This window comes from Mycobacterium sp. 852002-10029_SCH5224772 (assembly GCF_001667315.1).
In the GTDB taxonomy this organism is placed as follows: Bacteria; Actinomycetota; Actinomycetes; order Mycobacteriales; family Mycobacteriaceae; genus Mycobacterium.
On record NZ_LZHT01000084.1, the window covers coordinates 23,010 to 49,733 of the forward strand.

At 66.6% G+C, this 26,724-nt stretch carries 32 protein-coding genes and 1 tRNA gene; 18 read left to right on the forward strand and 15 right to left on the reverse strand.

The features are described from left to right. Positions 1 to 58 precede the first annotated feature (58 nt). Together A5775_RS14240 and A5775_RS14245 are read left to right on the forward strand one after the other, a co-directional pair. Entirely contained in the window at positions 59 to 898 is an 840-nt protein-coding gene (locus A5775_RS14240; RefSeq protein WP_067253207.1) for an SDR family oxidoreductase, read from the forward strand. Positions 899 to 930: 32 nt separating this feature from the next. After that, complete coding sequence (locus tag A5775_RS14245) at positions 931 to 1,722, forward strand: SDR family NAD(P)-dependent oxidoreductase (RefSeq protein WP_067253209.1); 792 nt, start codon at positions 931 to 933, stop codon at positions 1,720 to 1,722. 36 nt (positions 1,723 to 1,758) lie between these two features. Here the strand turns inward: A5775_RS14245 and A5775_RS14250 are convergent, their stop codons facing one another. The 3 genes from A5775_RS14250 to A5775_RS14260 all read right to left on the reverse strand — a co-directional run bounded on the left by A5775_RS14250 (position 1,759) and on the right by A5775_RS14260 (position 4,289). After that, on the reverse strand, positions 1,759 to 3,333 hold the full coding sequence (locus A5775_RS14250; RefSeq protein WP_156660698.1) for an LCP family protein: 1,575 nt from the start codon (positions 3,331 to 3,333) through the stop codon (positions 1,759 to 1,761). A 321-nt stretch (positions 3,334 to 3,654) separates the two neighbouring features. Then, positions 3,655 to 4,029 carry an integrase gene (locus A5775_RS14255; RefSeq protein ID WP_067253212.1) on the reverse strand — a complete coding sequence of 125 codons (375 nt, stop codon included), beginning with the start codon at positions 4,027 to 4,029 and terminating at the stop codon, positions 3,655 to 3,657. Positions 4,030 to 4,046: 17 nt separating this feature from the next. Next, the gene (locus A5775_RS14260) at positions 4,047 to 4,289 is read right to left on the reverse strand and encodes a hypothetical protein (protein WP_067253214.1); all 243 of its coding nucleotides are present in this window, start codon (positions 4,287 to 4,289) and stop codon (positions 4,047 to 4,049) included. 371 nt (positions 4,290 to 4,660) lie between these two features. Here A5775_RS14260 and A5775_RS14265 point away from each other — a divergent pair, with 371 nt between their 5' ends. Then, positions 4,661 to 4,849, forward strand: coding sequence for a hypothetical protein (locus A5775_RS14265; protein WP_067253216.1), 189 nt, complete (start codon positions 4,661 to 4,663; stop codon positions 4,847 to 4,849). A gap of 16 nt (positions 4,850 to 4,865) precedes the next feature. Here the strand turns inward: A5775_RS14265 and A5775_RS14270 are convergent, their stop codons facing one another. Next, a complete protein-coding gene (locus A5775_RS14270; protein ID WP_067253217.1) occupies positions 4,866 to 6,356 on the reverse strand; it encodes an amidase in 1,491 nt (496 codons plus the stop codon). Between the two features lie 131 nt (positions 6,357 to 6,487). On the opposite strand from A5775_RS14270, the gene A5775_RS14275 reads away from it, so the two are divergent. The 4 genes from A5775_RS14275 to A5775_RS25660 all read left to right on the forward strand — a co-directional run bounded on the left by A5775_RS14275 (position 6,488) and on the right by A5775_RS25660 (position 9,699). Then, positions 6,488 to 7,363: an alpha/beta fold hydrolase gene (locus tag A5775_RS14275; RefSeq protein ID WP_197512575.1), complete on the forward strand. Its 876-nt coding sequence runs from the start codon at positions 6,488 to 6,490 to the stop codon at positions 7,361 to 7,363. A 94-nt stretch (positions 7,364 to 7,457) separates the two neighbouring features. After that, complete coding sequence (locus A5775_RS14280) at positions 7,458 to 8,120, forward strand: S1 family peptidase (RefSeq protein ID WP_369827874.1); 663 nt, start codon at positions 7,458 to 7,460, stop codon at positions 8,118 to 8,120. Positions 8,121 to 8,277: 157 nt separating this feature from the next. Further along, a complete protein-coding gene (locus A5775_RS14285; RefSeq protein ID WP_067253221.1) occupies positions 8,278 to 8,748 on the forward strand; it encodes a lipoprotein LpqH in 471 nt (156 codons plus the stop codon). A gap of 39 nt (positions 8,749 to 8,787) precedes the next feature. Continuing rightward, positions 8,788 to 9,699, forward strand: coding sequence for an MAP_0585 family protein (locus A5775_RS25660; protein WP_067253223.1), 912 nt, complete (start codon positions 8,788 to 8,790; stop codon positions 9,697 to 9,699). Positions 9,700 to 9,717: 18 nt separating this feature from the next. On the opposite strand, the gene A5775_RS14295 is transcribed toward A5775_RS25660, so the two are convergent. Then, a complete protein-coding gene (locus tag A5775_RS14295) occupies positions 9,718 to 10,611 on the reverse strand; it encodes a transglycosylase SLT domain-containing protein (RefSeq protein WP_156660711.1) in 894 nt (297 codons plus the stop codon). Between A5775_RS14295 and A5775_RS25665 the strand changes: the two genes are divergently transcribed. From A5775_RS25665 to A5775_RS14315, 5 genes are all read left to right on the forward strand, one after another. Next, positions 10,538 to 10,711 (forward strand): hypothetical protein, encoded by a 174-nt coding sequence (locus tag A5775_RS25665; protein ID WP_197512604.1) that lies wholly within the window; start codon positions 10,538 to 10,540, stop codon positions 10,709 to 10,711. The genes A5775_RS14295 and A5775_RS25665 overlap by 74 nt on opposite strands. Positions 10,712 to 10,777: 66 nt before the next feature. Next, positions 10,778 to 11,587: a DUF732 domain-containing protein gene (locus A5775_RS14300; RefSeq protein WP_067253225.1), complete on the forward strand. Its 810-nt coding sequence runs from the start codon at positions 10,778 to 10,780 to the stop codon at positions 11,585 to 11,587. A gap of 136 nt (positions 11,588 to 11,723) precedes the next feature. Then, positions 11,724 to 11,972 carry a hypothetical protein gene (locus A5775_RS14305; RefSeq protein WP_067253227.1) on the forward strand — a complete coding sequence of 83 codons (249 nt, stop codon included), beginning with the start codon at positions 11,724 to 11,726 and terminating at the stop codon, positions 11,970 to 11,972. Positions 11,973 to 12,152: 180 nt separating this feature from the next. Continuing rightward, positions 12,153 to 12,228, forward strand: a tRNA-Thr gene (locus tag A5775_RS14310). A gap of 32 nt (positions 12,229 to 12,260) precedes the next feature. Then, positions 12,261 to 12,668, forward strand: coding sequence for an HNH endonuclease (locus tag A5775_RS14315; RefSeq protein ID WP_067253229.1), 408 nt, complete (start codon positions 12,261 to 12,263; stop codon positions 12,666 to 12,668). 91 nt (positions 12,669 to 12,759) lie between these two features. Here the strand turns inward: A5775_RS14315 and A5775_RS14320 are convergent, their stop codons facing one another. Continuing rightward, a complete protein-coding gene (locus A5775_RS14320) occupies positions 12,760 to 13,476 on the reverse strand; it encodes a hypothetical protein (RefSeq protein ID WP_067253232.1) in 717 nt (238 codons plus the stop codon). A 156-nt stretch (positions 13,477 to 13,632) separates the two neighbouring features. On the opposite strand from A5775_RS14320, the gene phoP reads away from it, so the two are divergent. Next, positions 13,633 to 14,352 carry a two-component system response regulator PhoP gene (gene phoP, locus A5775_RS14325; RefSeq protein WP_067253234.1) on the forward strand — a complete coding sequence of 240 codons (720 nt, stop codon included), beginning with the start codon at positions 13,633 to 13,635 and terminating at the stop codon, positions 14,350 to 14,352. 40 nt (positions 14,353 to 14,392) lie between these two features. Continuing rightward, complete coding sequence (locus A5775_RS14330) at positions 14,393 to 15,835, forward strand: cell wall metabolism sensor histidine kinase WalK (protein ID WP_067253236.1); 1,443 nt, start codon at positions 14,393 to 14,395, stop codon at positions 15,833 to 15,835. Here A5775_RS14330 and A5775_RS25440 read toward each other — a convergent pair. The 9 genes from A5775_RS25440 to A5775_RS14375 all read right to left on the reverse strand — a co-directional run bounded on the left by A5775_RS25440 (position 15,823) and on the right by A5775_RS14375 (position 22,974). Further along, positions 15,823 to 16,227: an HIT family protein gene (locus A5775_RS25440; protein ID WP_067253238.1), complete on the reverse strand. Its 405-nt coding sequence runs from the start codon at positions 16,225 to 16,227 to the stop codon at positions 15,823 to 15,825. The genes A5775_RS14330 and A5775_RS25440 overlap by 13 nt on opposite strands. Before the next feature lie 6 nt (positions 16,228 to 16,233). Next, positions 16,234 to 16,671: a ketosteroid isomerase family protein gene (locus A5775_RS25445; RefSeq protein WP_067253240.1), complete on the reverse strand. Its 438-nt coding sequence runs from the start codon at positions 16,669 to 16,671 to the stop codon at positions 16,234 to 16,236. 191 nt (positions 16,672 to 16,862) lie between these two features. Next, positions 16,863 to 17,990, reverse strand: coding sequence for an NDMA-dependent alcohol dehydrogenase (locus A5775_RS14345; protein WP_067253242.1), 1,128 nt, complete (start codon positions 17,988 to 17,990; stop codon positions 16,863 to 16,865). Between the two features lie 167 nt (positions 17,991 to 18,157). Continuing rightward, positions 18,158 to 18,712 (reverse strand): hypothetical protein, encoded by a 555-nt coding sequence (locus A5775_RS14350; RefSeq protein ID WP_067253244.1) that lies wholly within the window; start codon positions 18,710 to 18,712, stop codon positions 18,158 to 18,160. A gap of 3 nt (positions 18,713 to 18,715) precedes the next feature. Beyond that, on the reverse strand, positions 18,716 to 18,925 hold the full coding sequence (locus tag A5775_RS14355) for a ferredoxin (protein ID WP_067253247.1): 210 nt from the start codon (positions 18,923 to 18,925) through the stop codon (positions 18,716 to 18,718). A gap of 12 nt (positions 18,926 to 18,937) precedes the next feature. Next, entirely contained in the window at positions 18,938 to 20,290 is a 1,353-nt protein-coding gene (locus A5775_RS14360; protein WP_067253249.1) for a cytochrome P450, read from the reverse strand. Beyond that, a complete protein-coding gene (locus A5775_RS14365; RefSeq protein WP_067253250.1) occupies positions 20,287 to 21,114 on the reverse strand; it encodes an SDR family oxidoreductase in 828 nt (275 codons plus the stop codon). Before A5775_RS14365 ends, A5775_RS14360 begins: the two co-directional genes overlap by 4 nt. Next, on the reverse strand, positions 21,115 to 22,332 hold the full coding sequence (locus A5775_RS14370; protein WP_067253252.1) for a cytochrome P450: 1,218 nt from the start codon (positions 22,330 to 22,332) through the stop codon (positions 21,115 to 21,117). A gap of 3 nt (positions 22,333 to 22,335) precedes the next feature. Continuing rightward, the gene (locus tag A5775_RS14375; RefSeq protein WP_067253254.1) at positions 22,336 to 22,974 is read right to left on the reverse strand and encodes a TetR/AcrR family transcriptional regulator; all 639 of its coding nucleotides are present in this window, start codon (positions 22,972 to 22,974) and stop codon (positions 22,336 to 22,338) included. 211 nt (positions 22,975 to 23,185) lie between these two features. Here A5775_RS14375 and A5775_RS14380 point away from each other — a divergent pair, with 211 nt between their 5' ends. Genes A5775_RS14380 through A5775_RS14395 form a run of 4 tightly spaced genes read left to right on the forward strand, consistent with a single transcriptional unit; the run spans position 23,186 to position 26,718 of the window. Further along, entirely contained in the window at positions 23,186 to 24,655 is a 1,470-nt protein-coding gene (locus A5775_RS14380) for an aldehyde dehydrogenase (RefSeq protein WP_067253256.1), read from the forward strand. Between the two features lie 25 nt (positions 24,656 to 24,680). Continuing rightward, positions 24,681 to 25,430 (forward strand): SDR family oxidoreductase, encoded by a 750-nt coding sequence (locus A5775_RS14385; RefSeq protein ID WP_067253258.1) that lies wholly within the window; start codon positions 24,681 to 24,683, stop codon positions 25,428 to 25,430. Beyond that, positions 25,427 to 26,290, forward strand: a complete 864-nt coding sequence (locus tag A5775_RS14390; protein WP_067253260.1) for an NAD(P)-dependent oxidoreductase — start codon at positions 25,427 to 25,429, stop codon at positions 26,288 to 26,290. Before A5775_RS14385 ends, A5775_RS14390 begins: the two co-directional genes overlap by 4 nt. Then, the gene (locus tag A5775_RS14395) at positions 26,290 to 26,718 is read left to right on the forward strand and encodes a carboxymuconolactone decarboxylase family protein (protein ID WP_067253262.1); all 429 of its coding nucleotides are present in this window, start codon (positions 26,290 to 26,292) and stop codon (positions 26,716 to 26,718) included. The genes A5775_RS14390 and A5775_RS14395 overlap by 1 nt, the downstream gene beginning before the upstream one ends. The last annotated feature ends 6 nt before the right edge of the window (positions 26,719 to 26,724 follow it).

Consider the following 26,724-nt stretch of genomic DNA (forward strand, 5'->3'; position numbering starts at 1 on the left):
ACCGGAATCGACGCATGGTTCGATGACTAGAACCTGTTTCAGTTGAGAGGCGGCTTGCGTGCAGCTTTCTTTCCAAGACCGGACATATCTGATCACCGGAGGCGGTAGCGGAATCGGCAAGGGCGTGGCCGCCGGGCTGGTCGCGGCCGGCGCCTCGGTCATGATCGTCGGCCGCAACGCCGATCGACTCGCGGAGGCGGTCAAGGAGATCGAAGCCCTGCCCGGCAACGGCTCCATTCGCTATGAGCCCACCGACGTCACGAACGAGGACGAGGTGGTCCGCGCGGTCGACGCCGCGACGGCGTGGCACGGCCGGCTGCACGGCGCTGTGCATTGCGCGGGCGGGTCGCTGACGGTGGGACCGATCACCCATATCGACTCGGAGGCGTGGCGAAACACCGTCGACCTCAACGTCAATGGCACCATGTACGTGCTCAAGCACGTGGGGCGCGAGCTTGTGCGCGGCGGTGGCGGCTCGTTCATCGGGATCTCGTCGATCGCGGCCAGCAACACCCACCGGTGGTTCGGGCCGTACGGGGTCACCAAGTCGGCGATCGACCACATGATGATGCTGGCCGCCGACGAACTCGGCCCGTCATGGGTGCGGGTCAACAGCATCCGCCCGGGCCTGATCCGCACCGACCTGGTCGACGCCAGCGTGATCCAGTCGCCGGAGATCAGCGGCGACTACGCGCTGTGCACACCGCTGCCGCGGGTCGGCGAGGTCGAAGACGTCGCCAACCTGGCGATGTTCCTGCTCAGCGACGCGGCGGCGTGGATCACCGGCCAGTGCATCAACGTCGACGGTGGACACATTCTGCGCCGCGGCCCGGACTATTCCTCGATGATGGTGCAGATGTACGGCGAGGATGCGCTGCGCGGGGTGGTGGCACCCTGACCCGTCGCCGCGCCTACTGAACGGGAGAAGCTATGAAGCGACTCGAGGGCAAGCGGATCCTGGTGACGGGTGCCGCGTCGGGCATCGGTCAGGCCACCGCGCTGCGCTTGCTCGACGAGGGTGCCGCCGTCTCGGCCTCCGACGTGGCGTCCGACGGCTTGGCCACGACGCGGGCCCGGGCTCAGCAGGCCGGCACCGCCGAACGTCTCACCACCCTGCCGATGGACGTCGGCAGCGAGGCTTCGGTGGTCGACGGGGTACGCCTGGCCGTCGAGCAACTGGGTGGGCTTGACTCGCTGGTCAACGCCGCCGGCATCCTGCGGGCCGCGCATACCCACGAGACCAGCCTCGAGCTCTGGAACCAGATCGTCGGTGTGAACCTGACGGGAACCTTTCTGGTGGTCCGGGAGGCGCTACCCGCGTTGTTGGCGAACCCGCGCAGCGCGATCGTGAACTTCAGCTCGACGTCGGCCTCGTTCGCCCATCCCTATATGGCCGCGTACGCCGCGAGCAAGGGCGGCATCCAGGCCTTCACCCACTCGCTGGCCCTGGAATACGCCAAGCGGGGTCTGCGCGCGGCGTGCGTTGCCCCGGGCAGCATCAAGTCCGGGATCACCGACGCCACCGGCGGCTACATCCCCAAAGACGCTGACTGGTCGCTGTTTTCGCGGCTGATGCCGGTTCTGCCGACGACGACGGAGTCCAGCGGCACGGGAATGGCCGGACCCGACGCGGTCGCCGGGGTGATCGCCATGTTGGTATCCGATGATGGAGCCTGGATCTCGGGCACCGAGATCCGCATGGACGGCGGCACGCACGCGTGATGGCGGCGCCCGGCTTCGCCGCGCTGGCGATCAACGCTAGTTGACGCAGGGCACGCCGCCGCCGTCGATCGGCTTCCCCCGATCGGGCGTCGGGTAGGTCGTGGTGGTGCCGTTGTAGTAGTAGGACTTGGCCTTGGTGGACGTGGTGCTGCTGGTGCTCGTTGCGTCGTCCATCTGGGTGCTGTCCATCTGGGTCTCGTCCGGCGTGGGCATCGAGAAATTCGTATCCACCGTCACCCGGATGTGGCCGGGCTGGACCCTCGGGTTGGGCTGAGCGGGCGCGTCGAGGCCGAGCAGGTTGGCCACGTTGCGTGCGTCGGTCTGCGCACCGGCGCCGTACTCGATCGATGTGGTGGTCGGCTCGCCGGACTCACGGTCGCGGACCTGGCCCGGGGTGTAGCCCTTCTTTTTCAGCGCACGCGATACCTCGGTGGCAAGCCCGCTCATGCTGCCGGAGTTGACCACGTCGACGACCGTCGACGGATCGGGCTTGACGGCCGTGGTGGTGGCCGCGGTGGTCGGTGCGTCGCTGCCGATCGCCGCCGCCACCTCGGCCTTGATCGCCGCCGGGTCGACGATGTTGACGTCCTGGCCATCGATGTTGTCGTAGCGCACCACCGGCAGCGTCCGGAATTCGACGTTGCCGCCTGCGAGCCCGCCGAGCCGTTGGATCATGTCGTCGTTCCAGCCGGCCGAGAGCACCACGTCTTTGCGGGCCACCGCCATCAGGTTCTTGAGCTTGTCGATGTTGGTGAAGGTGCCCGCGGCCTGCAGCTCCTGCATGACCGACGAGATGAACGCCTGCTGCCGGTGGGTGCGGTCCAGGTCGCCGTTGTCCAGGCCGTGACGCTGCCGGACGAACGACAGCGCCTCCGAGGCGCTCAGTCGCTGGCGCCCGGCCGGGAAGTCGGCGCCGGAATACGAGTCGTAGACGGCATGGTTCAGGCACACCTCAACGCCGCCCAGCGTCTGGGCCAGATCGAAGAAACCGGCCAGATTCACCTCGGCGAAATAGTCGATGGGAACGCCCGTGAGGCTGCGCACCGCGCGCAGGGTCGCCGCCCGGCCCGCTTCACGGCCCTTGGTCTCGAGTTCCTTCTGACTGCTCGTCCCCTGGTTGGCCAGCTTTTGGGCGACGTACTGCTTGGTCAGCCCATAGGCCTCTTTGATCTTGATGTGGTTGTAGCCCGGGACCCCCGTGAAGGGCACCCAATCGTCGCGCGGGATCGAGAAGGCGACGACCCTGTTGTCGGCGCTGACGTGCACGAGAATCATCGTGTTGGTGTTGTAGCCGCCGTCGTCGGAATCGCCGGCATGCAAATGCTTCAGGATCGAGTAGGGCAGGTCGTTGCCGTCCTGATCTTTCCGCGAGTCCAGCCCGATCAGCAGGATGTTCATGTTGTCGCCGCTGGACCGCGGATCGTCGGGCTGCAGCGCGTTGGAGACGGTGATGCCGCCCAGCGCACCGTGCGCCACGTAGTACCCGGCCCCGGTCAGCCCCACCGCCGCCACGGAGACCAGCGCACCCACGGTGCGCGTCAGCCCCTTACGGAAACGGGAGGGTTGACGGACGGCTCGATGGCGGCGATGCGCGCCGCCCGAGCGGGCCATCACAAACCTCTGCCCACACCCAGCGCATCACCGAACCCCGCAACGGCGGTGAGCGGCGATGTCGCTTCGAGCATGGTGACAAGTATGCGTTAGCTAGCTGTGAAGGCCCCAATCGAGAGCGCATTCACCGGGCCCCGCGGGCGTGATTCGCACCCGCGATCGCGGGCTCTACCTGCATATTTTGGTTGGGCGGTGCCGGGGTGCGGCCGCGATGATCTCCGCGGAGCCTCGAGCGGGAGACGGATCGAGCCGAAGGTGTTACCGCGCGGATACGTCGGAGCGGACTGCCATCGCCTGGCGCTGGCCAGCAAACCGTCGCACTCAGCAGTACAGGTACTCGATGTGCCATCGACCGGCGACGTAGTCGGCGCGATACTGGCCGCCCAGCGCCGGGTTGGCATCGTGAATGACGCCGGAGCCGCCGACCCCGGGCGTGAAGCCTGGGGGATCCCAGGCGATCGACACCGGATTGGGCGGCATGGTCGGCGTGCATCCGACTTGCTTCTTGATGTAGCCGTCGATGATCACGCGCTCCGCGGCGGCCTGGTCACCCCCGTCGGGTGCAGGGGCGTTGGCGCACAACGCATTTGCGCCACATGGGCCTTTGCCGACGGTGGCGAACGCTACCTGCACCGGCGCGCTTGTGGTCAGCATTGCCGCCGCGAGCAACCCCGCGGCGCTCCTGCGGATTCCCATGCTGTCTCCCGGCAGTGCTATCTGGCCTTGACCAGGTCCTCGCCCGACTTATAAAAGAGCGTGATGTTGGTGCCGGTGACGATTTCAGCGAGGTAGACACCCGCCGGTTCGTCCTCGTAGTAGTAGTGGGTATTGCCCTTGTTATCCAGCGTCGACGCGCACGGGAAGCCCGGCGCCCCGCACCGTTGTTTGATCGGTATCGCGAATACGGCGAGCAACACGACGACGGCGATTCCGATGCCCAGCGGGACTTTCTTCACTGCCGACCTCTTTTGCGCCAGATCCACCACCGCTGAAGTGTAAGCGGCCGACCCGCCCTCGGCACCTGCTGGCCGTGGTTCGAGACCGGCAGCGTTTGGCCGGCCGGGTGCGGCGGGTACGCGGTTTTGAGCCGATGGGAGGACTGAGCATGAGCGATACGGACCTCAGGCCATTGTCGGCGGAGCGGCCAGGTAACTCGGAGCCACCGGAGCCGGGGACGCCAGGCGAGACGCCGGAGCGCCTCACACCGACAGAAACGCCCGAACGGCTCACGCCGACAGAACCGCCGGAGCGCTTGACGCCATCGGAACCGCCCGAGCATCAAGTCCCGGGATGACAAACCGCGACCCAGCGGGATCGGAGGACAGACATGCGTGCCGAGGAAGGCGACGAATCGGTCAAGGACTACGCGAACGAAGGCCGGGAGACCCTCGGCCGGATCAAGGCCTCCCAACACGCGGGCGGGCGACTCGGCGCCATCGCCCGACGTTTCGCCAGTCTGTGGCGGGGCCAGCGCGGCCCGCAGGACAGCCCGCAGGACACCGATCCTCCCGCCTAACCCGTTGGGGGATGGGCTAATCCGAGGCCATCGCCGGATGCCGGTGGGCCCACGGTTTCGCCTCTTCGAGTTGGGCGGCCAACCGCAGGAGGCCGCCGTCCGCGCCAAGGTCCCCCACGAATTGCACACCCAGCGGAAGCCCGCCCTGTGTCCAATGCAGCGGGACACTGATTGCGGGGCGCCCGGTGAGGTTGGCCAGCTGCGTGTAGGGCACCCAGCCCAGGCTCTCCTGGATGAGGTCGTCGAGAATTCCGCTGAGCCCCATGAGTTTTCCCGCGTGCAGCCTGCTGATCACCCGGGCCGCGCGCTGCAGCACCGCCGACGTCGCCGTGGCGCCCACCTCCAGGGGCGGGGCGGCCAGGGTGGGGGTCAGGAAGTAGTCGTGGGCGTCGTGGAACTCGGCCAGGGACTGGATGTAGTCATTCCTGTTTTCCAGTGCGGACATGACCGCCAGGACGCCACCGGATCGGCCGATTTCGCTGACGGCCAACGTGTCGGCCTCGAAGTCGCTGTCCCGGGCCCCCGTTCGCCGCTTGATGTCGGCAACCTGCTGGTGAAGCTGCGCGAACCAGATCGTCAGAAAGTCACGGCCCAACGCGGCGTCATCGTAAGGCGGCGTGACCTCTTCGACCTGATGGCCCAATTCGCCCAGTAGCACCGCCGTCTTCTCGACCGCGGCGACGGCCTCCGGGCTCGGCCGCGAGTTGATGGCCGAGCGCGCCGAGTACCCGATTTTCAACTTCTCCGGAGGGCGCTTGATGAGCTCGCTGAATGGCGTGTCGGGCAACGCGACTCGGTAGGCGGCGCCCGGCTGGTGCCCGATGATCGCGTCATAGAGCGCGGCGCTGTCGCGCACCGTGCGCGACACCACCCCCTGGGTCGCCATGCCCAACATCAATTCGCCGGTCTGCGGGCCGTAGGGTGCCAGGCCTCGGCTGGGCTTGAGGCCGACGAGTCCGTTGCAGGCGGCGGGGATTCGGATCGACCCGCCCCCGTCGTTGGCCCCGGCCGCGGCAACGATGCCGGCCGCCACCGCCGCCGCGGAGCCGGGCGACGAGCCGCCGGGCGTGTGCTTGGTGTTCCACGGGTTGCGGGCCGGACCCCAGTAGTCGGGTTCCGTCACGCCCTTGGCCCCGAATTCGGGCGTATTGGTCTTCCCGAAGATCACCAGGCCCGCGTCCAGGAACCGTTGCGTGACCAGCGCGTGCCGTTCGGCGACGTCATTGGCCAGCGACCGGGACCCGCACGACGTGGGAAAGCCGCGGTATTCCTGGCCGAGGTCTTTGAGCAGGAATGGGACGCCGGCGAACGGCCCGCTCAGGCCAGGGTCGGCGGCTTGCGCGTCGGCGACGTCGTCGAGGCGCCGGACGATGGCGTTCAACCGCGGATTCACCGAGTCCGCCCGTTTCCGGGCCAACGCGAGAAGTTCGGCCGGGGTGACCTGTTTGCGCTCGACCAGCTCGGCCAGCGCGGTCGCATCCCGCGACAGGTATTCGTCGAGATGCATACCGTCTCCTTCGCTTCGGTCCGATTCCGCGCGGCGCCGGCACCGACCGACGCCCACTAAATTGACGCCGCCGCACGCTGTTGACGTCAAGCGAATGCGGCCGCTGGTTGGGGGCACCTTAGTATCACCTGGTGCCCACGGCAGCTGAACCGTTCACGATCCGGGGCCCCGGCGGAGTTCAGATCGTCGCCGATCGCCTCGGGGATCCTCAGGCGCGCGCCGTGGTGTTCTTGCATGGCGGCGGGCAGACGCGCCGTTCGTGGGGCAAGGCCGCTGCCGCGGTCGCCGCGCGCGGGTGGCAGGCCGTCACCGTGGACCTGCGCGGCCACGGCGAATCGGACTGGTCGGGCGACGGCGACTATCGCGTTGTCAGTTTCGCCGGCGACGTCCAAGAGGTGTTGCGCACCCTGCCTCCGCGACCGGTGCTGGTCGGCGCCTCGCTCGGGGGCTTCACGTCGATGCTGCTCGCGGGCGAGCTGTCCCCGGGCATCGCGAGCGCGGTCGTGTTGGTCGACATCGTCCCGAACATGGACCAGTCCGGGGCGAACCGGATACACGCCTTCATGGCCGAGCGGGTGGAATCGGGGTTTGGTTCGCTGGACGAAGTCGCCGACGCGATCGCCGAGTACAACCCGCATCGTCCGCGACCGACCGATCTGGACGGCCTGACCGCCAACCTGCGTCGCCGCGGCGACCGCTGGTATTGGCACTGGGATCCGCAATTCATCAGCGGCACTGCGGCATTCCCGCCGTTCGAGGTCACCGACCCCGATCGGATGCACGCGGCCGTGGAGGCGATCCTGCGCGGCGGGGTGCCGATGCTCCTCGTCCGCGGGCAGATGAGCGACCTCGTCAGCCAAGAGCGCGCCGACGAATTCTTGGCGCGTTTCCCGCAGGTCGAGTTCACCGATGTCCGCGGTGCGGGGCACATGGTCGCCGGCGACCGCAACGACATCTTCGCCGGCGCCGTCCTGGACTTCCTGGCTCGCCATGTCGACGCCGGATGAACCACACGCCAGGAACCGGCTGGACGCCAGCACATTCGAGGCGGGCGACGCTGCTACTAGCTGCCGGGCATAAGCGGAGGGGGACGGTGTGAGCATGCCGTGGTCGCGGGGGCTGGTACTAGTCGGGGCCGTGTTGGTGGCCGCGGCGACGGTGGCGAAAACCGCTGCCGCAGCACCGCCCCCGGCTCTGCCATCGCCACCCCCGGTGCCTGGCATGGGTGTCGATCATGAATCCGGTAGGTGCACAGCGGGATTCGCGGCGCAGGGCGCCGACGGCAGCTACTACCTGATGACCAGCGGGCACTGCGACTCACACGACGGTGCGGAGTGGACGTATGGCAACGATGCCCCGCTCGGCAAGATCTCGGCCAGCGAACATGAAGGCACCAAGCGGGACGCCGCGATCATCCGCCTCGAGCCGGGTGTCGGCATGCCGGTGGGCGACGTCGGCGGCAGGTATCAGGTTCGGGATGTGTTGAGCCGCGCCCAGATTCATCCCGGCATGCCGTTCTGCAAGATCGGTGCGGTGACTGGTGAGACCTGCGGTGCCATCAAAGGCATCGATGGCGACGTCGTCGAAGCCAGCGTGTTCAGCCTGGACGGCGACAGCGGCAGTCCCGGCTTCGTGATGAACCCGGACGGCACCGTGAGCGCGGTCGGTCTGTTGATGTCCTCGCCCGACGGTGACGACTACACGACCTACTTCATGCTGATCAACCCGCTGCTGGACAGGTGGGGGCTGCGCGTTCTCCCGTGAGAGATACCCATAGGCGCAGCTCATCCGGCGCCACGTAACGTACCGTTAGCGGTTCTCGGGTATCGGATATCCGGCCGACCGGCCTCGAACGCGTCCACCTGTGGTGATGCGACCAAGGTGACGAGGCAGCGGAACCAGCGACACGAAGGGGAGAGTAGTGAAGCGTGGGATCGTAGTCGGCGTGGCCGGCGTGGCCCTGGTGATCGCGGCCAGTGCCGGATGTTCGGGCAACAAGTCCAGTACCGGGTCGTCGGGCTCGTCTTCCGCGCCGGCGGCAGCGGGTCCGCGGGTGATCGTCGACGGTCAGAATCAGAACGTCAGCGGGCAGGTCACCTGCACCGTCGCGGGTGACAACACCAACATCGGGATCGGCGACCCCACCGCCGGGCTGGGCGCCGTGGTCAGCCATGGCAACCCGCCGCTGGTCCATTCGGTGGGGCTGGGCACCGTCAACGGCGTTGCGCTCGGTTTCTCCGACGCCGCGCCCAACCAGGGCGGCAGTGCCGGGGTCGCGGTCAACGGCAAGGCATGGGCGATCAAGGGCACCGCTACGGGCGTCGACATGAGCAACCCGCAACAACCACAGCAGGTCACCAAGTCATTCGAGTTGTACGTCACCTGCCCATAGCGCAGGCCATCGACATCCTAGGGGGACGCAGCTATGTCTATGAAACGTGTCATCAGCGCCGCGGCGGTGGCCGTTGGCCTGAGTATCTCGATGGCGACTCTGGACGCCGGTTCGGCCTACTCCGCGCCACTTGACCCGCCGCCGCCGTGCCCGAATTGCCACGGCGGAGGCGGCGGCGTGGGCGGCGGTGGTGACCTCAGCGGGCCGGGCGTGCAGGCGGGAGGCGGCGCGCAGGCGGGAGGCGGGGTGCAGATCCCGCAAAATCCCCCGCAGACCACTGCAGCGCCGGCCACCCCAAGCCAGCCGCCGACCACGCCGAGCACCCAGCCGCCGGCTACCCCAACCACCCAGGCGCCGGCCACCCAAACGACTCAGGCGCCGGCCACGCAAACGACATCGCCGAGTGCGCAGACGACGACGCCGGCCACGCAAACGACGTCGACGAGTGCGCAAACGACATCGCCGAGTGCGCAAACCACCGCGCCGGCGAGTGGACAGACCACCACGCCGCAACTCGGCGGGGAGGTGTACGCGTCGCTGAATCCGCCGAGCACGCAGCCGCCGCACCCGCCGTACATTCCGCCGCGCGGCGTTTACGCGAGCGGTAACGCCGAGATCGGCGGGCCGGTTGGCCTCGACACCGGCTTCAGCATCGTGGGCCACGGGGCGCCTCCGCCACCTCGCCAGCATGGCTACGGCTGGAACGACGGCCGGGCTCCGGGCCACCCGCCGCCGCATTGGGAGGGCCCGCCGCCTTCGGGTGGCTGGGATGGTCCGCCGCCTCCGGGTGGCTGGAACCGGCCGTGGGCCGGAGCGCCGCGTGACGTGGCTGTGGCGCGGGCCGATTTCGGACCCTTCAGCTACAACACCTTTACCGCCATCCCGGTCTTCAACTGGCAGTACGGCGGTTGGGGTTACTGGTTCTTCGGTGTTTGGGTGCCCCTGTACTGATCCTGCACTGATCGTGGACTACTGCGGGTGGGCCGCCACGTAATCCGCGGCCGGGACCGGCGCAGACGCGTCGTACCCGATGGGCAACAAGACGTCGCCGGCCGTCGTGCGGCAATAGACGTCCCAGCGGTAGTACGTGGCGAACGTAGCGGGATCGGCGGCGATCAGCGCCGCGTATTGGTCGACCGCGCGCACGTATTCGCCGGCGTGGTTGTAGCGGTAGAGGGCGTGATCGGGGTCGTTGGCAAACCCGTTGGCGGCCAGGTAGCGGCCCGCAGCCAGGATGCTGTCGCGGGGCGAGTGGATGTCGCCGCCCTGCCCATAGCCGGCGAACGTCGAGGGCAGGAACTGCATGGGGCCCTGGGCGCCGGCGGTGCTCGCGCCCACGATGCTGCCGAAGCGGCTCTCGACGAAATTGATCGCGGCCAGGTAGTTCCAGCCGACGCCGGATTCCGCCTCCGCCTGGTGGTAGTAGTTCAGCAGCTCGTCGGCCGGGGCCGGCGGCTCGATGCGCCACGCCGGCAGGTTGTCTCGCACCGGGGTCAGCGCGGTGAGTTGCCGGCGGGCGTCGACGTTGCGGTCGTAGACATCGACCAGCTCCGCCGGGATGCGCGGACGCGTGGCCGCATCCCATTCGGGATGGTGTCCGATGGCGCGATAGGCCGCCTGCTCGCGGTGTGCCGCCGCCGTCAGCGCCGGATCCGGCGTCGCCGGGTCGCGCAGCGCGCGCTCGTCGGCGACGAGGTCGTCGGCCAGTTGCACGGGGTCTGACGCCAGGCGAGGCTGCGCGCCTAAGGGCGTGCCCGCATCGACGGGCACCACCCGTGTCGGCGGTGCGATGGCCGATGTCGTGGTGGCGGCGCGGGTCGCGTTCATGGAAGGCGACGCCGAACAAGCGGCGAGCGCGGACATGATCGCGACCGCGGCGAGGACGAGCGGCGCGGTGCGTCCGTTACGGCTCACGATGATCACGTCCGTCCATTGCTTCGATTTCTCGGCTCCGGTTGGTTGACCCACCGCGAGTCTTTCGCATCGGACCGCGTGACATCAATGCCGATGAAGGCTCAAACTGGTTGACATGCGCGACCGCGAGACGATCGACTCAGAATTGCGGCGCATCGCTCTTGGGCGCCGAACGGTGCGCGAGCGGGGCGGCCAGCCGTCGTCGCGAGAGGTCGACGAACTGCTCGACGAGCTTTTGGCCCACAGCACAGGGGTGCCTCTCGGGGACGCGCCTAGCGTGCGTGAAACCCAGGTGGTCGCCGACTCCCGGCCGCGGCGCAACAAGACCCGCAGCGCGCTCCTCCAGCGCAGCGGCGTGCTGCGCCGCCTGGGCCTGGTGGCGGCGTTGCCGCTATCGGTGGTGGCCGTCGCCGCGGCGGTGATCGTGATATTCGCCGTCCGCCACCAGGATTCATCTGCCCAGCCGACCCAAGCCCCGCCGCCGGCCGCGTCGTCACCGAGTCGAATTGCGCCGCCGGCGCCCAGTCGAATTGCGCCGCCAGCGCCCGCCCCACGGATTGGCGTTGCCGACATGGCGTTCATCGCCGCGTTGAAGCACGAAGGCATACCGATTCCCAGCCAGGATTACGCGATGGCCCAAGGGCACGCCGTCTGCGACTTCCTGGCACATCAGCACAATTTCTCAGATGCCGTCGGATTCGTGCAGCGATCGTCGATCTGGGACGCCGATCAAAGTACTCATGTCACCGCCGGCGCCATCGTCGCGTACTGCCCTCAGTCCCTGCCTACGGCCCCGGACGAGATGCAGCCGGCCTATCAGGATGCTCTCTCCGATTTGCAGGCCATCGAAGGAAAGCTGCAAGGTATCGAAGGGGATCTGCAAGGGATCCAGGGAGGTTTGGACAACCTTCCGGGCCACCCGTAAGCAGGGTGTGTAGCTTCGTGTGCGTTGAACGGCCCACGCTATGGAAGCGGGCGGGTTCCACCCCCCGCGCCGCCTCGTGTCGCAAACCCCTGTCCTGCAGGCAGTTACCGCTCAGCGCCGAGGAGCGCATGCAGCCGTGACATTGCTATTGCTGGTTCTCAAAGTCGCGTTGATCGCTTTTGTCGTCGGAGGCACCATCGCTCTGATCACCCGCGGGGTCAGGCGGTCACGAGCGAACAGACTCGATCCACGGTGGAAGGGAAATGGTGGGCAACCCGGGTATGAGGCATCCGCTTTTGGCGCCATGCCCAACACACCGCTTCCCGAATGGGCCTACTGGGACGGCGAGGACGACGACAACCACCGCGAGGCCAGGGAGGGTTGAGCACGCCAACGCAGCATTGAGCTGACGACCGCTCGCTTACCAAGGCGCTCCGTTCGCGAGCTTCCGCCCTACATGACGAGGCGACCCGGGCGGCCCGCACCTCCGCCGGCTCGAGTCGACGCGTGGCTCGGACGGCATCACCCTGTCGTAGAATCGTCGTGGCTTATCGAGCCAGCCCCGGCCGCGTTAGCTCAGTTGGTAGAGCGTCGCTCTTGTAAAGCGGATGTCGAGAGTTCGAGTCTCTCACGCGGCTCCATTCCTGTCGGTACTGAGGGATAGCGTCGTCTTGTGTCAACGACCTGTCTCGGGTGCGGAGTCGATTTCGAAGGCCGTCGGCGAAAGGTGTTCTGCACCAACGGATGCCAACAGTCACACCGCCGACGCTTGCTCTTGGAGGCCTGGCTCGACACCGGAGTCTGTGGGCGCATGTCCTACCAGGGCCACTACGTCCGCGACTACCTCTATGAGCAGCAGGGCGGTTATTGTGCGATCTGCGGCATCGAGGACAAGTGGAACGGCGTGACCCTGGCGCTGATCGTCGACCACATCAATGGAGACGCAAGCAACGATCGTCGGGAGAATCTGCGGCTCATTTGCCCCAACTGTGACAGCCAGCTGCCGACGTACAAGGCAAGGAATCGCGGCAGCGGTCGCTACTACCGGCGGAAGCGGTACGCCGACGGCCAGTCCTATTGACGCTCTGACCGCCTGAGCATCCAACTGACGTTCTACCCGGCTCTACCACTGAGCTAAGAGGCGGGGTCAAATTGGGACCAAGCCTAATCGGTCACTGGTCGCTGTCGATCACGCGCGCTGGGCGCACCGCGCGCGACGAGGGGCGCCGGCGCCCAGGCAGCGGGATCCGGTCGGCGATGCTGCTCAGCGGGTTGACCACCATGGTGAGCGCGATGACGGCGTCCTGCAGGGTGGCGATCGCCGGCTCGAGCGCCTCCATCCCGGGCGTGAGCCGCGCCAGGGTGTCGGCAACGTCGGCGAGCTGGTCCAGCGGCCCATGCTTCGCCGTCAGCTTGTCGACCAGCCCGCCTTCACTGAGCAGCCGGTCGGCGAGCCCGTCCTCGGCCAGCAGGCGCTCGATCAAACCCTCCTCGGCAACCAGCTGATCGGCCAGGCCGCCGGGCTGCAGCGTGCGCTGCAAGGCCCCGCCCTCGGCGGTCAGGCGGTCGAGCAGACCGCCCTCCGAGGTCAGCATGTCGACCACCCCGCCCGGGCGCAGCAAGCGATCGAGCGGCCCGTCCGGGGCCACCGCCCGGCCCAGCGGGGCGTCGTCGTCGAGCAACCTGGCCAGCCGGTTGGCGCGCACGAGCGCGTCGTCGAGACCCAGCATCGACGTCATCGGGTTCGTGCCGGTGGATCCGTTCTCGCCCAACGCTCGCTTCGCCACGCCGACGGCCGCGGTTGCCACGCCCAGACCCGCGTCTGCCGCGGCCAGCCCCACCCGCGCGGGAGCGGTCGCCGCCGACACGATGCTTTTGGCGAGGTTCATTCTTCGAGTCTATTCACGACAAGGCCCGGAAAGGCCGATCCCTCCCAAGGCAACGCGTTGACCCCTGGCAGACTACTAACAGACGGTTGACACTGAGCTTTCAGGAATCACACAATCTTTCCATAGGTAACGTCAAGTAAGGGACAGCAGCAGCTGATGACATCGCCAACTCCCAGCGGCACCAAGCCGGAGGCTCGCGTGCTCGTGGTCGACGACGAAGCCAACATCGTCGAGTTGCTTTCGGTGAGTTTGAAGTTCCAGGGCTTCGAGGTCTACACGGCAACCAATGGCGCCCAGGCTTTGGACCGGGCGCGCGAAGCCCGCCCCGACGCGGTCATCCTCGACGTGATGATGCCCGGCATGGACGGGTTCGGGGTGTTGCGACGGTTGCGGGCCGACGGCATCGAGGCCCCCGCGTTGTTTTTGACGGCGCGGGATTCGTTGCAGGACAAGATCGCCGGCCTGACGCTGGGCGGCGACGACTATGTGACGAAACCATTCAGCCTCGAAGAGGTCGTTGCGCGGTTACGGGTCATCCTGCGGCGCGCCGGCAAGGGCGGCGCCGAACAGCGCACCGCCCGACTGACTTTCGCCGATATCGAGCTCGACGAGGAAACCCATGAAGTGTGGAAGGCCGGTCAACCGGTGTCGCTGTCGCCGACGGAATTCACGCTGTTGCGTTACTTTGTGATCAACGCGGGCACCGTGTTGAGCAAACCGAAGATCCTCGACCACGTGTGGCGCTACGACTTCGGAGGCGACGTCAATGTCGTCGAGTCCTACGTGTCGTATCTGCGCCGCAAGATCGACACCGGGGAGAAACGGTTGCTGCACACGCTGCGTGGAGTGGGTTATGTGTTGCGGGAACCGCGCTGAGCGCGTGCGCGGCCGTCAACGGTAGCGAAGAATTGGGGAGATGGTCACTCAGCCTCGACGTGGACTGCCGCTCCGAATAGGGCTCGTCGCCGCCACCCTGGTGCTGGTCGCCTGCGGCCTCGCCGTGTCCGGTGTCGCGGTGACGTCGATCCTGCGTCACAGTCAGCTCAGCCGCATCGATCAGACGCTGCTTGACGCATCCCACAGCTGGGCGCAGGCACCGCGTCGCCAGTCACCGCCGCCCTACGAAGGCCCCGATCCGGGCCGGCCACCGTCGAAGTTTTACGTGCGCGGCGTTGGCACCGACGGCACTCCCTTCACCGCCATCAACGACCGCAACGCCGAGCCGGCCCTGCCGGCCAACAACGACGTGGGTCCCAATCCGACGACGCTGCCCTCGGTGAAGGGTTCGAACATTCATTGGCGGGCCGTATCGGTGCACGGGCCACACGGGTTGACCACCGTCGCGATCGACCTGTCCGACCTCCAGCACACCGTCGGATCACTGGTCTGGCTGCAGATCGGCATCGGGGTGGCGGTGCTGGTCCTGGTGGGAATCGCCAGCTTCGCGGTGGTCCAGCGCAGCCTGCGGCCGCTGGCCGAAGTCGAACGAACGGCCGCTGCCATCGCGTCCGGCCAGTTGGATCGCCGTGTCCCAGAACGTGATCCGCGAACCGAGGTGGGCCGGCTGTCGCTCGCGCTCAACGGAATGCTCGCGCAGATTCAGCAGGCGCTGGCGTCCTCGGAGTCCTCCGCGGAGAAGGCCCGCGGCTCCGAGGACCGGATGCGGCGCTTCATCACCGACGCCAGCCACGAGCTGCGTACCCCGCTGACGACCATCCGCGGTTTCGCGGAACTATATCGCCAGGGCGCCGCCCGCGACGTCGCGATGCTGCTGTCGCGGATCGAAAGCGAGGCCTCCCGGATGGGCCTGCTGGTCGACGACTTGCTGTTGCTGGCCCGCCTCGATGTGCAACGGCCGCTCGAACGCAACCGGGTGGATCTGCTGGCGGTGGCCAGCGACGCCGTGCACGACGCGCAGGCGATCGATCCTCAGCGAACCATCACCATGAAGGTCCTCGACGGTCCCGGCACACCGGAGGTGCTCGGCGATGAGCCCCGCATCCGGCAGGTGCTGAGCAACCTGATCGCCAACGCCTTGCAGCACACCCCGGAGAGCGCCGACGTCACGGTGCGGGTCGGCACCGACGGCGACGACGCCGTACTCGAAGTGGCGGACAAGGGCCCCGGCATGAGCGAGCAGGACGCGTCGCGGGTGTTCGAGCGGTTCTATCGCACCGACTCGTCGCGGGCGCGGGCCAGCGGCGGTACCGGTCTGGGTCTATCGATCGTCGAGTCGCTGGTGCGGGCGCACGGCGGCGTGGTCAGCGTGACCACCGCGCCCGGCGACGGCTGCTGCTTCCGGGTGACGTTGCCGCGCATCAGTGACGTGCACGCGCAGCACGCGGTTCACGCCAATTGAGCCAGGGCCGCCTTGATCTTCGCCTGGGCCTCGTCCAGCGATTCCGGTGAGGGGTTGCGGTCCACGTTGGCGAAGCCGAAGTCGCTGAGGCTGCGGGTGGGGAAGACGTGTACGTGCAGGTGCGGCACCTCTAGCCCGGCGATGATCAGGCCGGACCGTTCGGTTTTGAAGGCCTTGCACACGGCCTTGCCGATCAACTGGCTCACGGTCATGATCCGGGCGAAGGCGGCGCCCCCGACGTCCTGCCAATTGTCGATCTCTTCGCGTGGCACGACGAGGGTGTGCCCCTGGGTCATCGGCTCGATCGTCAGGAACGCGACCACGTCGTCGTCCTCATAGACAAAGCGGCCGGGAAGTTCACGGTTGATGATCTTGGTGAAGATCGACGCCATGGGCACTCACTCCTCCTTGCCGAACTGCATCATCTCGAGGTTCCAGTAGCCACGCATGTTGGTGATCAGCCCGGCGTCGTTGACCTTGTAGGTGAACACCCCGCGCACCGAGCTGGTGAGGCCGCCCTCGAACTTGCTGTTGAGCACCAAAATGTGGGCGATCTCGTCGGGTGAACTCGACGGGAAGGTCTCCTCGCAGGTGATGGAGAGCTGATTGGCCGCGATGTTGGTGTCGAAGAACGTGCCAACGGCCTCCTTGCCGCGGACACCGGTGCCGTCCGGGTTGGTGACGGACTTGCCGATCGGGTCCTCGATGACGACGTCATCGGACATCAGCGCGAGCCAGCCCGCCCGGTCGTGCGCCTGCACGCAGCGCCACGAGGACTGCGACGCGGCCAGGGCCGGGGATGCCTGGGACTCTTGGGCTTGCGCGGCTTCAGTCATTTCTTCTCCTGTCACTAGATTGCACGCCCGGCGCCTCGGGACGAGTCACCCCGATGGTCGTCGGTGCGCCGATTGCGTTGTGGCGCAAGGAGGGAGTTCGACCGCCGCACACCGTCATGGCGCCGGTTCGTCCCGGCGCCATGAGGTGGCGGAAAGCCGGTCATGGAAAGACGCGGCTGATGACGGCTGGTTTACCGGTCGGCGTCGGTGAACCGGATGACGCCGCGAATGTTCTTGCCGTCCAGCATGTCCTGGTAGCCGTCGTTGATCTGCTCCAGTTTGTACTGGCGGGTGATCATGTCGTCCAGGTTCAGCTTGCCGGCCTTATACATCGACAGCAGCTGCGGGATGTCGTACTGGGGGTTACCGCCGCCGAAGATGGTGCCCTGCAGGTTCTTTTGCATCAGGGTCAGCATCGCCAGGTTGAGGTTGACGTTGGTGTCCAGCAGGCTTCCGATGGCGGTCAGCACGCAGGTGCCGCCCTTTTGGGTGATGTTGAGGTAGTTGTCGATTTCGGCGCCCTGCAGCTCGCCCACGGTGACCACGACCTTGTGGGCCATCAGGCCGTAGGTGACCTCGGCCATGCCCGCCATCGCGGCCATGATGTCGGGGTAGACGTGGGTGGCGCCGAACTTCAGCGCCTGGTCGCGCTTCCACTCCACCGGGTCGATCGCGAAGATGTAGCGGGCGCCGGCGCTGACCGCACCCTGCAGGGCTGCCATGCCGACCCCACCGACGCCGACGATGGCGACGTCTTGGCCCGGCCGGATGTCAGCGGTGCGGACCGACGAACCGTAGCCGGTGGTGACGCCGCAGCCGACCAGCGCGGCGACCTCGAACGGGACCGACTCGTCGATCTTCACCACCGAGCTGCGGTGCACGACCATGTAAGGGGAGAACGTTCCCAGCAGCGTCATGGGGAAGACGTTCTGGCCGCGCGCCTGGATGCGGAACGTCCCGTCGGACACCGCGGCGCCGCCCAGCAGGCCCGCTCCCAGGTCGCACAGGTTACGCATGCCCGCCTGACAGGTCGGACACTGCCCGCACGACGGGATGAACGACAGCACCACGTGGTCGCCGGGGGCGATGTCTTCCACGCCCGGGCCGACCTCGGTGACGATGCCCGCGCCCTCGTGACCACCGAGCACCGGGAAACCGGCCATCGGGATGCCGCCGGTGACCAGGTGATGGTCGGAGTGGCACATGCCCGCCGCTTCCATCTGGATCTTGACCTCATGCGCTTGCGGGTCGCCGATCTCGATTTCCTCGATGGACCAGGGCTGGTTGAACTCCCAGATCAGTGCGCCTTTTGTCTTCACGATGGTCCTGACCCCATTTCGCCTTTGAATTGATCAGCGCTGACCGGCCCCTTCATGCCGGCCAGCTAGGTGACGAGTGCCACAGGCACCCTTGTCGCGTCAGCATAGCGCGTGCAACAAATCAAATGCTTGGTTGGCTCCCGCGGCCCGCCTCCGCATCGGCGCCGTCACCAGATGGGCACCGGGGCTTGGCCGAGCGGGTAGTAGCCGGGTAGCTTCTCGCCGGCGACGCTGCGCTCGATTCGCTTCTGCATGCCGGAACTCAGATCGCCGGATTCGATCAGCTTCCCGTACATCTTCGCGACGTGACCGAAGTCGAAGAAGTCGCGCTGCCACTCGATGAGGTTGTCGCCATTGAGCCGAAACCAGCTGCCGCCGATGCCGTAGATCTCGCCCTGGGTGCCGTCGGCCTTGTTGACGATCTGCTTCCAGAAGCCGACGATCTCGCCCTGCTTCTCGTCGATGAGCACCTTCTGGTACTCGTACACCCAGTTCTCCAGGCCCTCCATCTCCAGGCCGAGGGCGATGTCGCGGATCTCGTCGACGCCGACGCACATCACGTCTTCCTTGGGGCCGATGTTCCAGCCGTAGGTGGCGTCTTTGGTGTAGAAGTCCGCCAATGGCCGCCAGTCACCGGCCTTTTCGCAGTCCTTGTTGGCCTGCAGCCAGCGGTCGACCCATGCCTCGAGTTCGTCGCGGGAGTGTGACGCCTGTGCTGTCATGGGTCAGTCTTCTTTCTCTTTGATGAACAGTGCTTGTGTTGGGCACATATCGACCGCGCGCTCGACTTCTTCGCGGGCGTCTTCGGGCGGTTCGGCGTCGATGATTTCGACCTTGCCCCGCTTGGGAACCCGGAAGTAGTCGGGCGCCTCCAGTTCGCACATGGCATGGCCCTGACACAAATCCAGATCCGCTTCGATCCTGAATCCGCCCATGGGACTTACTCCTTATGCATTGCGCTTGCGGTAGCGGACCTTCGCCGGACGGGCGAGCTGCACAACCATCTTCGAGTGATCGTTGTGATAGCTGTCCGCCGGCTGCGCCATCTCGAATTCGTACTCGCGCAACAGAACCGAGAAGATCGCTTTGATCTGCATTTGGGCGAACGCCGCACCCACGCAGCGGTGGCGTCCCGCGCCGAACGGAATCCAGGTCCACCGGTTGACGATGTCGGCCTGCTCGGGCTTGTTGTAGCGATCGGGCTTGAAGGCGTCGGGGTCGGGGAAGTCCTCGGGAATCCTGTTCGAGATCGCCGGGGACGCCGCGACGTAGTCGCCGTTGTGAATCGGGAAGCCCTCGACTTCGAACTCGCCCTTGGCGACCCGCATCAGGATGATCAGCGGCGGGTGCAGCCGCAGGGTCTCCTTGACCACGTTGTCCAACTTCGGAATCGAGCGCAGCGCATGGAAACTCACCTCCTGGCCGTCGGCGTAGAGCTCCTCGAGTTCGGCCAGCACCTCGGCGTAAACCTCGGGGTGGCGGATCAGCTCGATCATGGTCCACGCCGAGGTCCCGGAACTGGTGTGGTGCCCGGCGAACATCAGCGAGATGAACATCCCGGTGACCTCGTCGGCGGAGAATCGCGGAGTGCCGCCCTCGTCCTTGATCGACACCAAGACGTCGAGCATGTCCCGGTCGGCCTTGTCCTTCGGCGGATTGGCCAGCCGCTGGTCCATGATCTCCTGCACCACCGCAACGAGTTTGACGCGGGCCTCGTCTCGACGCCGGAAACTGTCGATCGGCAGATACGGGTCGACGTAGCACAGCGGGTCGGTGCCGCGTTCCAGCTCGTGGTAGTACTCCGCGAACCGGTGATCGAGCTGCTCGCGGAACTTCAACCCGATCAGGCAGGCGGTCGAGGTGTAGATGGTCAGCTCGGCGAAGAAGTCGAGCAGCTCGATCTCGCCCTCGTCGCCCCAGTTGGCGATCATCTTCTTGACTTCGCCCTCGATGGTGGTGGCGTGGCCCTTCATCTGCTCGCCGCGCAGCGCCGAGTTGTGCAGCATCTCCTTGCGTCGCTCCGGGCTGGCATCGAACACCACACCCTTGCCGAAGATCGGCGTCATGAACGGATACGCCTCGGCCTGATCCAGATCCTCATCGGCGGAGCGGAAGAAAAATTCGTTCGCCCCCGCGCCGGACAACAGGATGACGTGCTTTCCGGCCAGCTGGAACCAGCCGACGTCGCCGCACTCGTCGCGGACGCGTTTCATCAAACCGATGGGGTCGGTACGGAATTCCTCGAGGTGGCCGTGTTCTTCTTCACCGCCGGAAACCCGCGGCACGATAGCGGTGGTCATTTGCCTGGCATCCCCTCTTCGCCGAGTGCGAGTTTCTGGCGGTCTTTGTTGTCGGTCAATGGGGCTTCGGGCTGAAGCTCCATGTTCGCGATGAAGCCGCCGCGCGGAGTCTCGGCGACAAACGTGATGGCTCGTGCCAGGTCCGCCGCGCGCAAGAAGTAGTCGTGGCGGGCCTGCCCCCACTTGGCCCAATCTTCGAGTGCGGGGCCGATCTTTTCGGCGGGCAAGCTCCAGCCCATCGACGTCTTCGTCGGGCCGGGGTGCACGATCGACGCCCGAACGCCGGTGCCCTCGAGCTCCATCTGGAAGTTGGTGACCATCGCGACGAGCGCGGCCTTGGCGGCGCCGTAGGCGCCCATGTGCGGCCGCTGGCGCAGGGCCACATCGGAGCCGACGAAGATCAGGTCGCCCCGCTGCCGCTCGAGCATGCCGGGCAGGACCGCGGCGGCCAGCCGGTTGGCGCCGACGAGGTGGATCTGCAGCTGGGACTCGAATTCGTCGGTGGTGATCTCGGCGAGCTTGCCGAAGTACGTGTCGCCCGCGCCGGCCACCAGCACCTCGATGTCGCCGAGCGCGTCAACCGACTGTGCCACAAAGGATTTCACTGAGTTCGGATCGGTGACGTCGAGGTGGAATCCGACCGCTTCGCCGCCCCCGGCGTTGATCTTGCCCACGATGTCGTTGAGCTTCTCGACTCGGCGGGCGCCCAGGGCAACGGGAAATCCGTGCGCCGCGAGTTCGATGGCGGTGGCCTCTCCGATGCCGGAGGAGGCGCCGGCCACGATGGCGGGCCGTCGTTCGGGCAAGGGGTCAAAGCGGGGCATTCAGCGGACCTCCACGGTCATGGGTAGGTGGGCGAATCCGCGGACATTGCTGGAGTGGACGCGGACGGCGTTGGCCTCGTCCACTTCATAGCCGCGGATTCGCTTGAACAACTCGGTGAGCGCCACCCGGGCTTCCATCCGCGCCAAATGCGCGCCCAGGCAGAAGTGTGCGCCGCTACCGAAACTCAATAGTTTGGGCCCGATTTCGCGCCCGATCACATAATCGTCAGGGTTGTCGAAGACCCGCTCATCCCGGTGGCCCGAACCGGGCAACAGCAGCAGGACGTCGCCGTCGGGAATGGTGGTGTCGTAGAGGGTGAGTTCGCCGGACACGGTACGGGCCAGTATCTGGCTGGAGGTGTCGTAGCGCAAGGTCTCCTCGACCCACAGCGGCACCCGTGACAGATCGTCGTAGACCGGGGTCAGCTGGTCCGGGTTCTTGTGGCCCCAGAAGGCAGCATTGGCAAGCAGTTTGGTGGTGGTCTCGTTTCCCGCGATCACCATGAGGAACATGAAGCCGAGCACCTCGTCGTCGGTGAGTCGGTCGCCGTCGATCTCGGCTTCCAGCAGCGCCGAGGTCAGGTCCTCGGTCAGCTTCTGACGCCGCTCGGCCACCATCTGTTGGTAGTAGACGATGAGGTTGAGGGACGCCTCGACGGCCTCCGGCGGTACATCGGTGACGCCTTCCTCGCGGTGCATCACCCCGTCCGCCCAGGCCCGAACCTGATCTCGGTCCGGCTCGGGGACACCCATCAGCTCGGAGATGACGTCCATGGGCAACTTGCCGGCGAATTCCTCGACGTAGTCGACAGTCCCGTTCTTCGCGTTGTCCAGCATGGTGTCGAGATGTTTTGTCGCGATCTGGGTGACCCGGGGCTCGAGTTCGCGAATCCGGCGCGGGGTGAAGCCTTTTGAGACCAGCGTGCGCAGACGCAAGTGGGCGGGATCGTCCATCGCGAGAAAGCTCATCGTCTTGCTGGCGTGCGGGCCGCGCGACGCCGGATCAAGCGAGACGCCGTATTTGTTGGACAGCGTGGTGCTGTTGCGGAACCCGTGCAGCACATCCTGATGCCGCGACAGCGCCCAGAACTTCAGTTCGTCATTGCGATACAGCGGGGCGTCGTCGCGAAGCCGCTTGTAGTACGGGTACGGATCCTCGTGGAAGTCGTAATCGTAGGGATCGAGGACGAGTTCGTGGTCGCCGACATGGACGGTCATCGATTAAGTTCCTGCCTCTGTCTCGTGGCTGGTGTCGCGGGCGCCGGTCAGGATCAGCCGCACCACGTAGGCCAGCCGGTCGGCGATCTCGCGGTAGCTGAATTCGCCGCTGCCGCCTTGGACCAGCGCGCCGAAAAACGACATTTCCAATGCGGACACGGTGGTGGGATCGGCGTTGGGGCCCATCGCGGACGTGATCCGGCGGTGGATCTCCACGCCGATGCGGTCGCGGGCGGCACGCACCGCGGGGTCGGCCCCGCCGCTGAGCAACGCCGTCGTGCAGGCGGCGCTGACTTCGGGTTCATCGGCGACCACCAGGGCCAGATGACGCAATACCTGTTCCACCCTGGTGGGCATCGGGTCGTTGACGTCGGTGAAGTAGGGGACCTGGCGCACCAGGTCCAGGTAGACCTCGGCGATCAGATGATTCTTCGACGAGAAGTAGGTGTAAGCGGTGGCGGGCGCGACCTTGGCGCGGGCCGCCACCGCGCGCACGGTCAGGTCGGCGTAGGACTTTTCACGCAGCGTTTCGATGCCGGCGGCGAGTACCTTGCGGAAGGTCTCCTCCTGGCGCCGATTGCGCGACGGCTGACCGGTCTGGCGGTCGGCGTCGGATGTGATCGCCAGTGCATCGCTGGACACATGTCCAAGCTAATGGATGGTGTCGGCGCGAAGCAAGTCCGCGCCGCCAACATATTGCTTAATCTGCAATTTTAGGGCACTTTTGTGCGCCTGGCGGGATCAGCCCTTGCACCGCAGAAGACCAGGCGGCTATGGTTCGATCGGACGATATCGGACAACTGTCCACTAGATTGGCGTGCCGGGTTGAAACGTGCACAGACGGGAGCGGGAGATGGCCTTGCTGGCCGACGGCGTAAGCGAACTCTTCATCGACGGCACGATGTCGGCCGGGGGCGCCGGCACCTTCGCCACGGTCAATCCGGCGACCGAGGAAGTGCTGGGGGTCGCCGCCAACGCCGACGCCGCCGACATGGGCCGCGCGATCGACGCCGCGCGCCGCGCTTTCGACGAGACGGACTGGTCGCGCGACACCGAATTGCGGGTGCGGTGCGTGCGGCAACTACGCGAGGCGATGCAGCAGCACCTCGAAGAGCTGCGCGACCTGACGATCGCCGAAGTCGGGGCGCCGCGGATGCTCACCAGCATCGCTCAGCTCGAAGTCCCGGTCAACGACCTCGCGTTCGCCGCGGACACCGCCGAATCCTACGAATACAACCAGGATCTCGGCGAGGCGAAGCCGATGGGTATCCCCACTCGGCGCACCATCGCCCGCGAGGCCGTCGGCGTCGTCGGCGCCATCACCCCGTGGAACTTTCCCCACCAGATCAACCTCGCCAAGATCGGGCCCGCCCTGGCCGCCGGGAACACCGTTGTGCTGAAGCCCGCCCCGGACACTCCCTGGTGCGCGGCCGTGCTGGGCGAACTCATCGCCGCGCACACCGACTTTCCGCCCGGTGTCATCAACATCGTCACCTCAGACGACCACGGCGTGGGCGCCTTGCTGTCGAAAGACCCTCGGGTGGACATGGTTTCGTTCACCGGGTCGACTGCGACAGGGCGCGCCGTGATGGCCGACGGTGCGGCGACCATCAAGAAGGTCTTCCTGGAGCTGGGCGGCAAGTCGGCGTTCCTCGTCCTCGACGACGCCGACCTGGGCGGTGCAGTGGGCGTGGCGGCGTTCTCGGTGTGCATGCACGCGGGGCAAGGCTGCGCGATCACCACCCGTCTCGTGGTGCCCCGCGCGAAGTACGACGAAGCCGTCTCGATCGCGGCCGCAACGATGGGCGGCATCAAGGCCGGCGACCCCACAGACCCCGGAACCATCTGCGGGCCAGTGATTTCGGCGCGCCAGCGCGACCGGATACAGGGCTACCTCGACTCGGCGCTCGTCGAGGGTGGGACGTTCGCCTGCGGTGGCGGGCGGCCGGCCGATCGTGAAGTCGGTTTCTTCATCGAGCCCACGGTGATCGCGGGGCTGGGCAACGACGCCCGCTGCGCGCGCGAGGAGATCTTCGGCCCGGTCCTGACGGTGATTCCACACGACGGCGACGACGACGCCGTCCGCATTGCCAACGACTCGCCGTACGGCCTGTCGGGCACCGTGTTTGGGGCCGACCCGGACAGGGCCGCCAGGGCGGCCGCGCGGGTTCGCGCGGGCACGATCAATGTCAACGGCGGCGTGTGGTACTCCGCCGATGCGCCCTTCGGCGGGTACAAGCAGTCCGGAAACGGACGCGAGATGGGCCTGGCCGGTTTCGAGGAGTACCTGGAAACCAAAACTATTGCCACTTCAGTCGGTTAAAGGTCAACTAGAGGAGCTTGCGAACATGCGATTCGAGAACAAGGTCGGCATCGTCACCGGATCCGGGGGCGGCATCGGCCAGGCCTACGCCGAGGCACTGGCCCGTGAGGGCGCGGCGGTGGTGGTCGCCGATATCAACGCCGAGGCGGCCGAGGCGGTCGCCAAGCAGATCGTCGCCGACGGTGGAACCGCCATCAGCATCCCGGTCGACGTCTCCGATCCGGCGTCGGCCAAGGCGATGGCCGACCGCACGCTGGCCGAATTCGGCGGCATCGACTACCTGGTCAACAACGCCGCGATCTTCGGGGGCATGAAGCTGGACTTCCTGCTCACCATCGACCCGGAGTACTACAAGAAGTTCATGAGCGTGAACCTCGACGGGGCGTTGTGGTGCACGCGCGCGGTGTACAAGAAGATGGCCAAGCGTGGCGGCGGGGCGATCGTCAATCAGTCGTCCACCGCGGCCTGGCTGTACGCGAACTACTACGGCCTGGCCAAGGTCGGGCTCAACGGCCTGACCCAGCAGCTTTCCCGCGAGCTGGGCGGCCAGAAGATCCGGATCAATGCGATCGCGCCCGGACCCATCGACACCGAGGCCAACCGGACCACCACGCCGCAAGAGATCGTCGCCGACATCGTCAAGGGGCTGCCGCTGTCGCGGATGGGGACGCCCGCGGACCTGGTCGGCATGTGTCTGTTCCTGCTGTCCGACGAGGCGTCGTGGATCACCGGGCAGATCTTCAATGTCGACGGCGGACAGATAATCCGGTCATGAGTCAAGAACATGCGCGCCTCGGCTACATCGGGCTGGGCAATATGGGCGCTCCGATGGCCACGAAGATGACCGAATGGCCTGGCGGTGTAACGGTTTACGACATCCGGACCGAGGCGATGACCCCGCTGGTCGAAAAGGGCGCCGGCCTGGCCGACAGTGTCGCCGACATTGCAGTCGCCGCCGACATCGTCCACATCACCGTGCTCAACGATGCCCAGGTGCGCGAGGTGGTCGGGGAGTTGGCGGCGCACGCCAAGCCGGGGACGGTCATCGCGATCCACTCGACCATCAGCGACACCACCGCGGTCGAACTCGCGGCCGAACTCAAGCCGCGGGGCGTCCACATCGTCGACGCCCCCGTCAGTGGCGGCGCTGCCGCCGCCGCGAAGGGTGAGCTCGCCACCATGGTGGGCGCCGACCGTGAGGTGTACGAGCGGATCAAGCCGGCATTCAAACACTGGGCGGCGATGGTCATTCATGCCGGTGAGCCGGGCGCCGGGACGCGAATGAAGCTGGCGCGCAACATGTTGACGTTCACCTCTTACGCCGCGGCGTGCGAGGCCATGAAACTCGCCGAGGCGGCGGGCCTGGACCTGCAGGCGCTGGGCCGGGTGGTGCGCCACACCGATGCGCTCACCGGAGGTCCGGGCGCCATCATGGTGCGTGAGGACATGAAAGACCTCGAGGCGGACAACTTCCTGTATGAGCCGTTCTTGCACACCCGCGGCCTGGGGGAGAAGGATCTGAGCCTGGCGCTGGCGCTGGGCGGGGCGGTATCGGTCGACCTGCCGCTGGCCCAATTGGCCTATGAGCGGCTGGCCGCCGGCCTCGGGGTACCGCACACGGAGAAAGAGGCGTAATGGACGAACTGCGCAGCAAGGGCCTCGCGAAGATGAACGAGGTCTACGGCTGGGAGATGCCCAACATCGAGGGCGACGCGTACTTCGACCTGACCGTGGATCACCTGTTCGGCAGCATCTGGACGCGCCCGGGATTGTCGATGCGCGACAAGCGCATCATGACGCTGACGGCCGTGACCGCGATCGGGAATCGCGACCTGGCCGAGATTCAGATCAACGCCGCGCTCCTCAACGGTGAACTCACGGAGAGCGAGCTGAAGGAGATGGCCGTCTTCCTCACCCATTACCTGGGCTTCCCGCTGGGTTCGGCGCTCAACGGCGCGGTCGACGCCGTCGTCGCCAAGCGCAAGAAGGCCGCGGCAAAGGGCACCGAAGAGAACAAGAAGGCCAACGTGGATGCCGCGTTGAAGATGCACTCGGGCGAGTGACCCGCC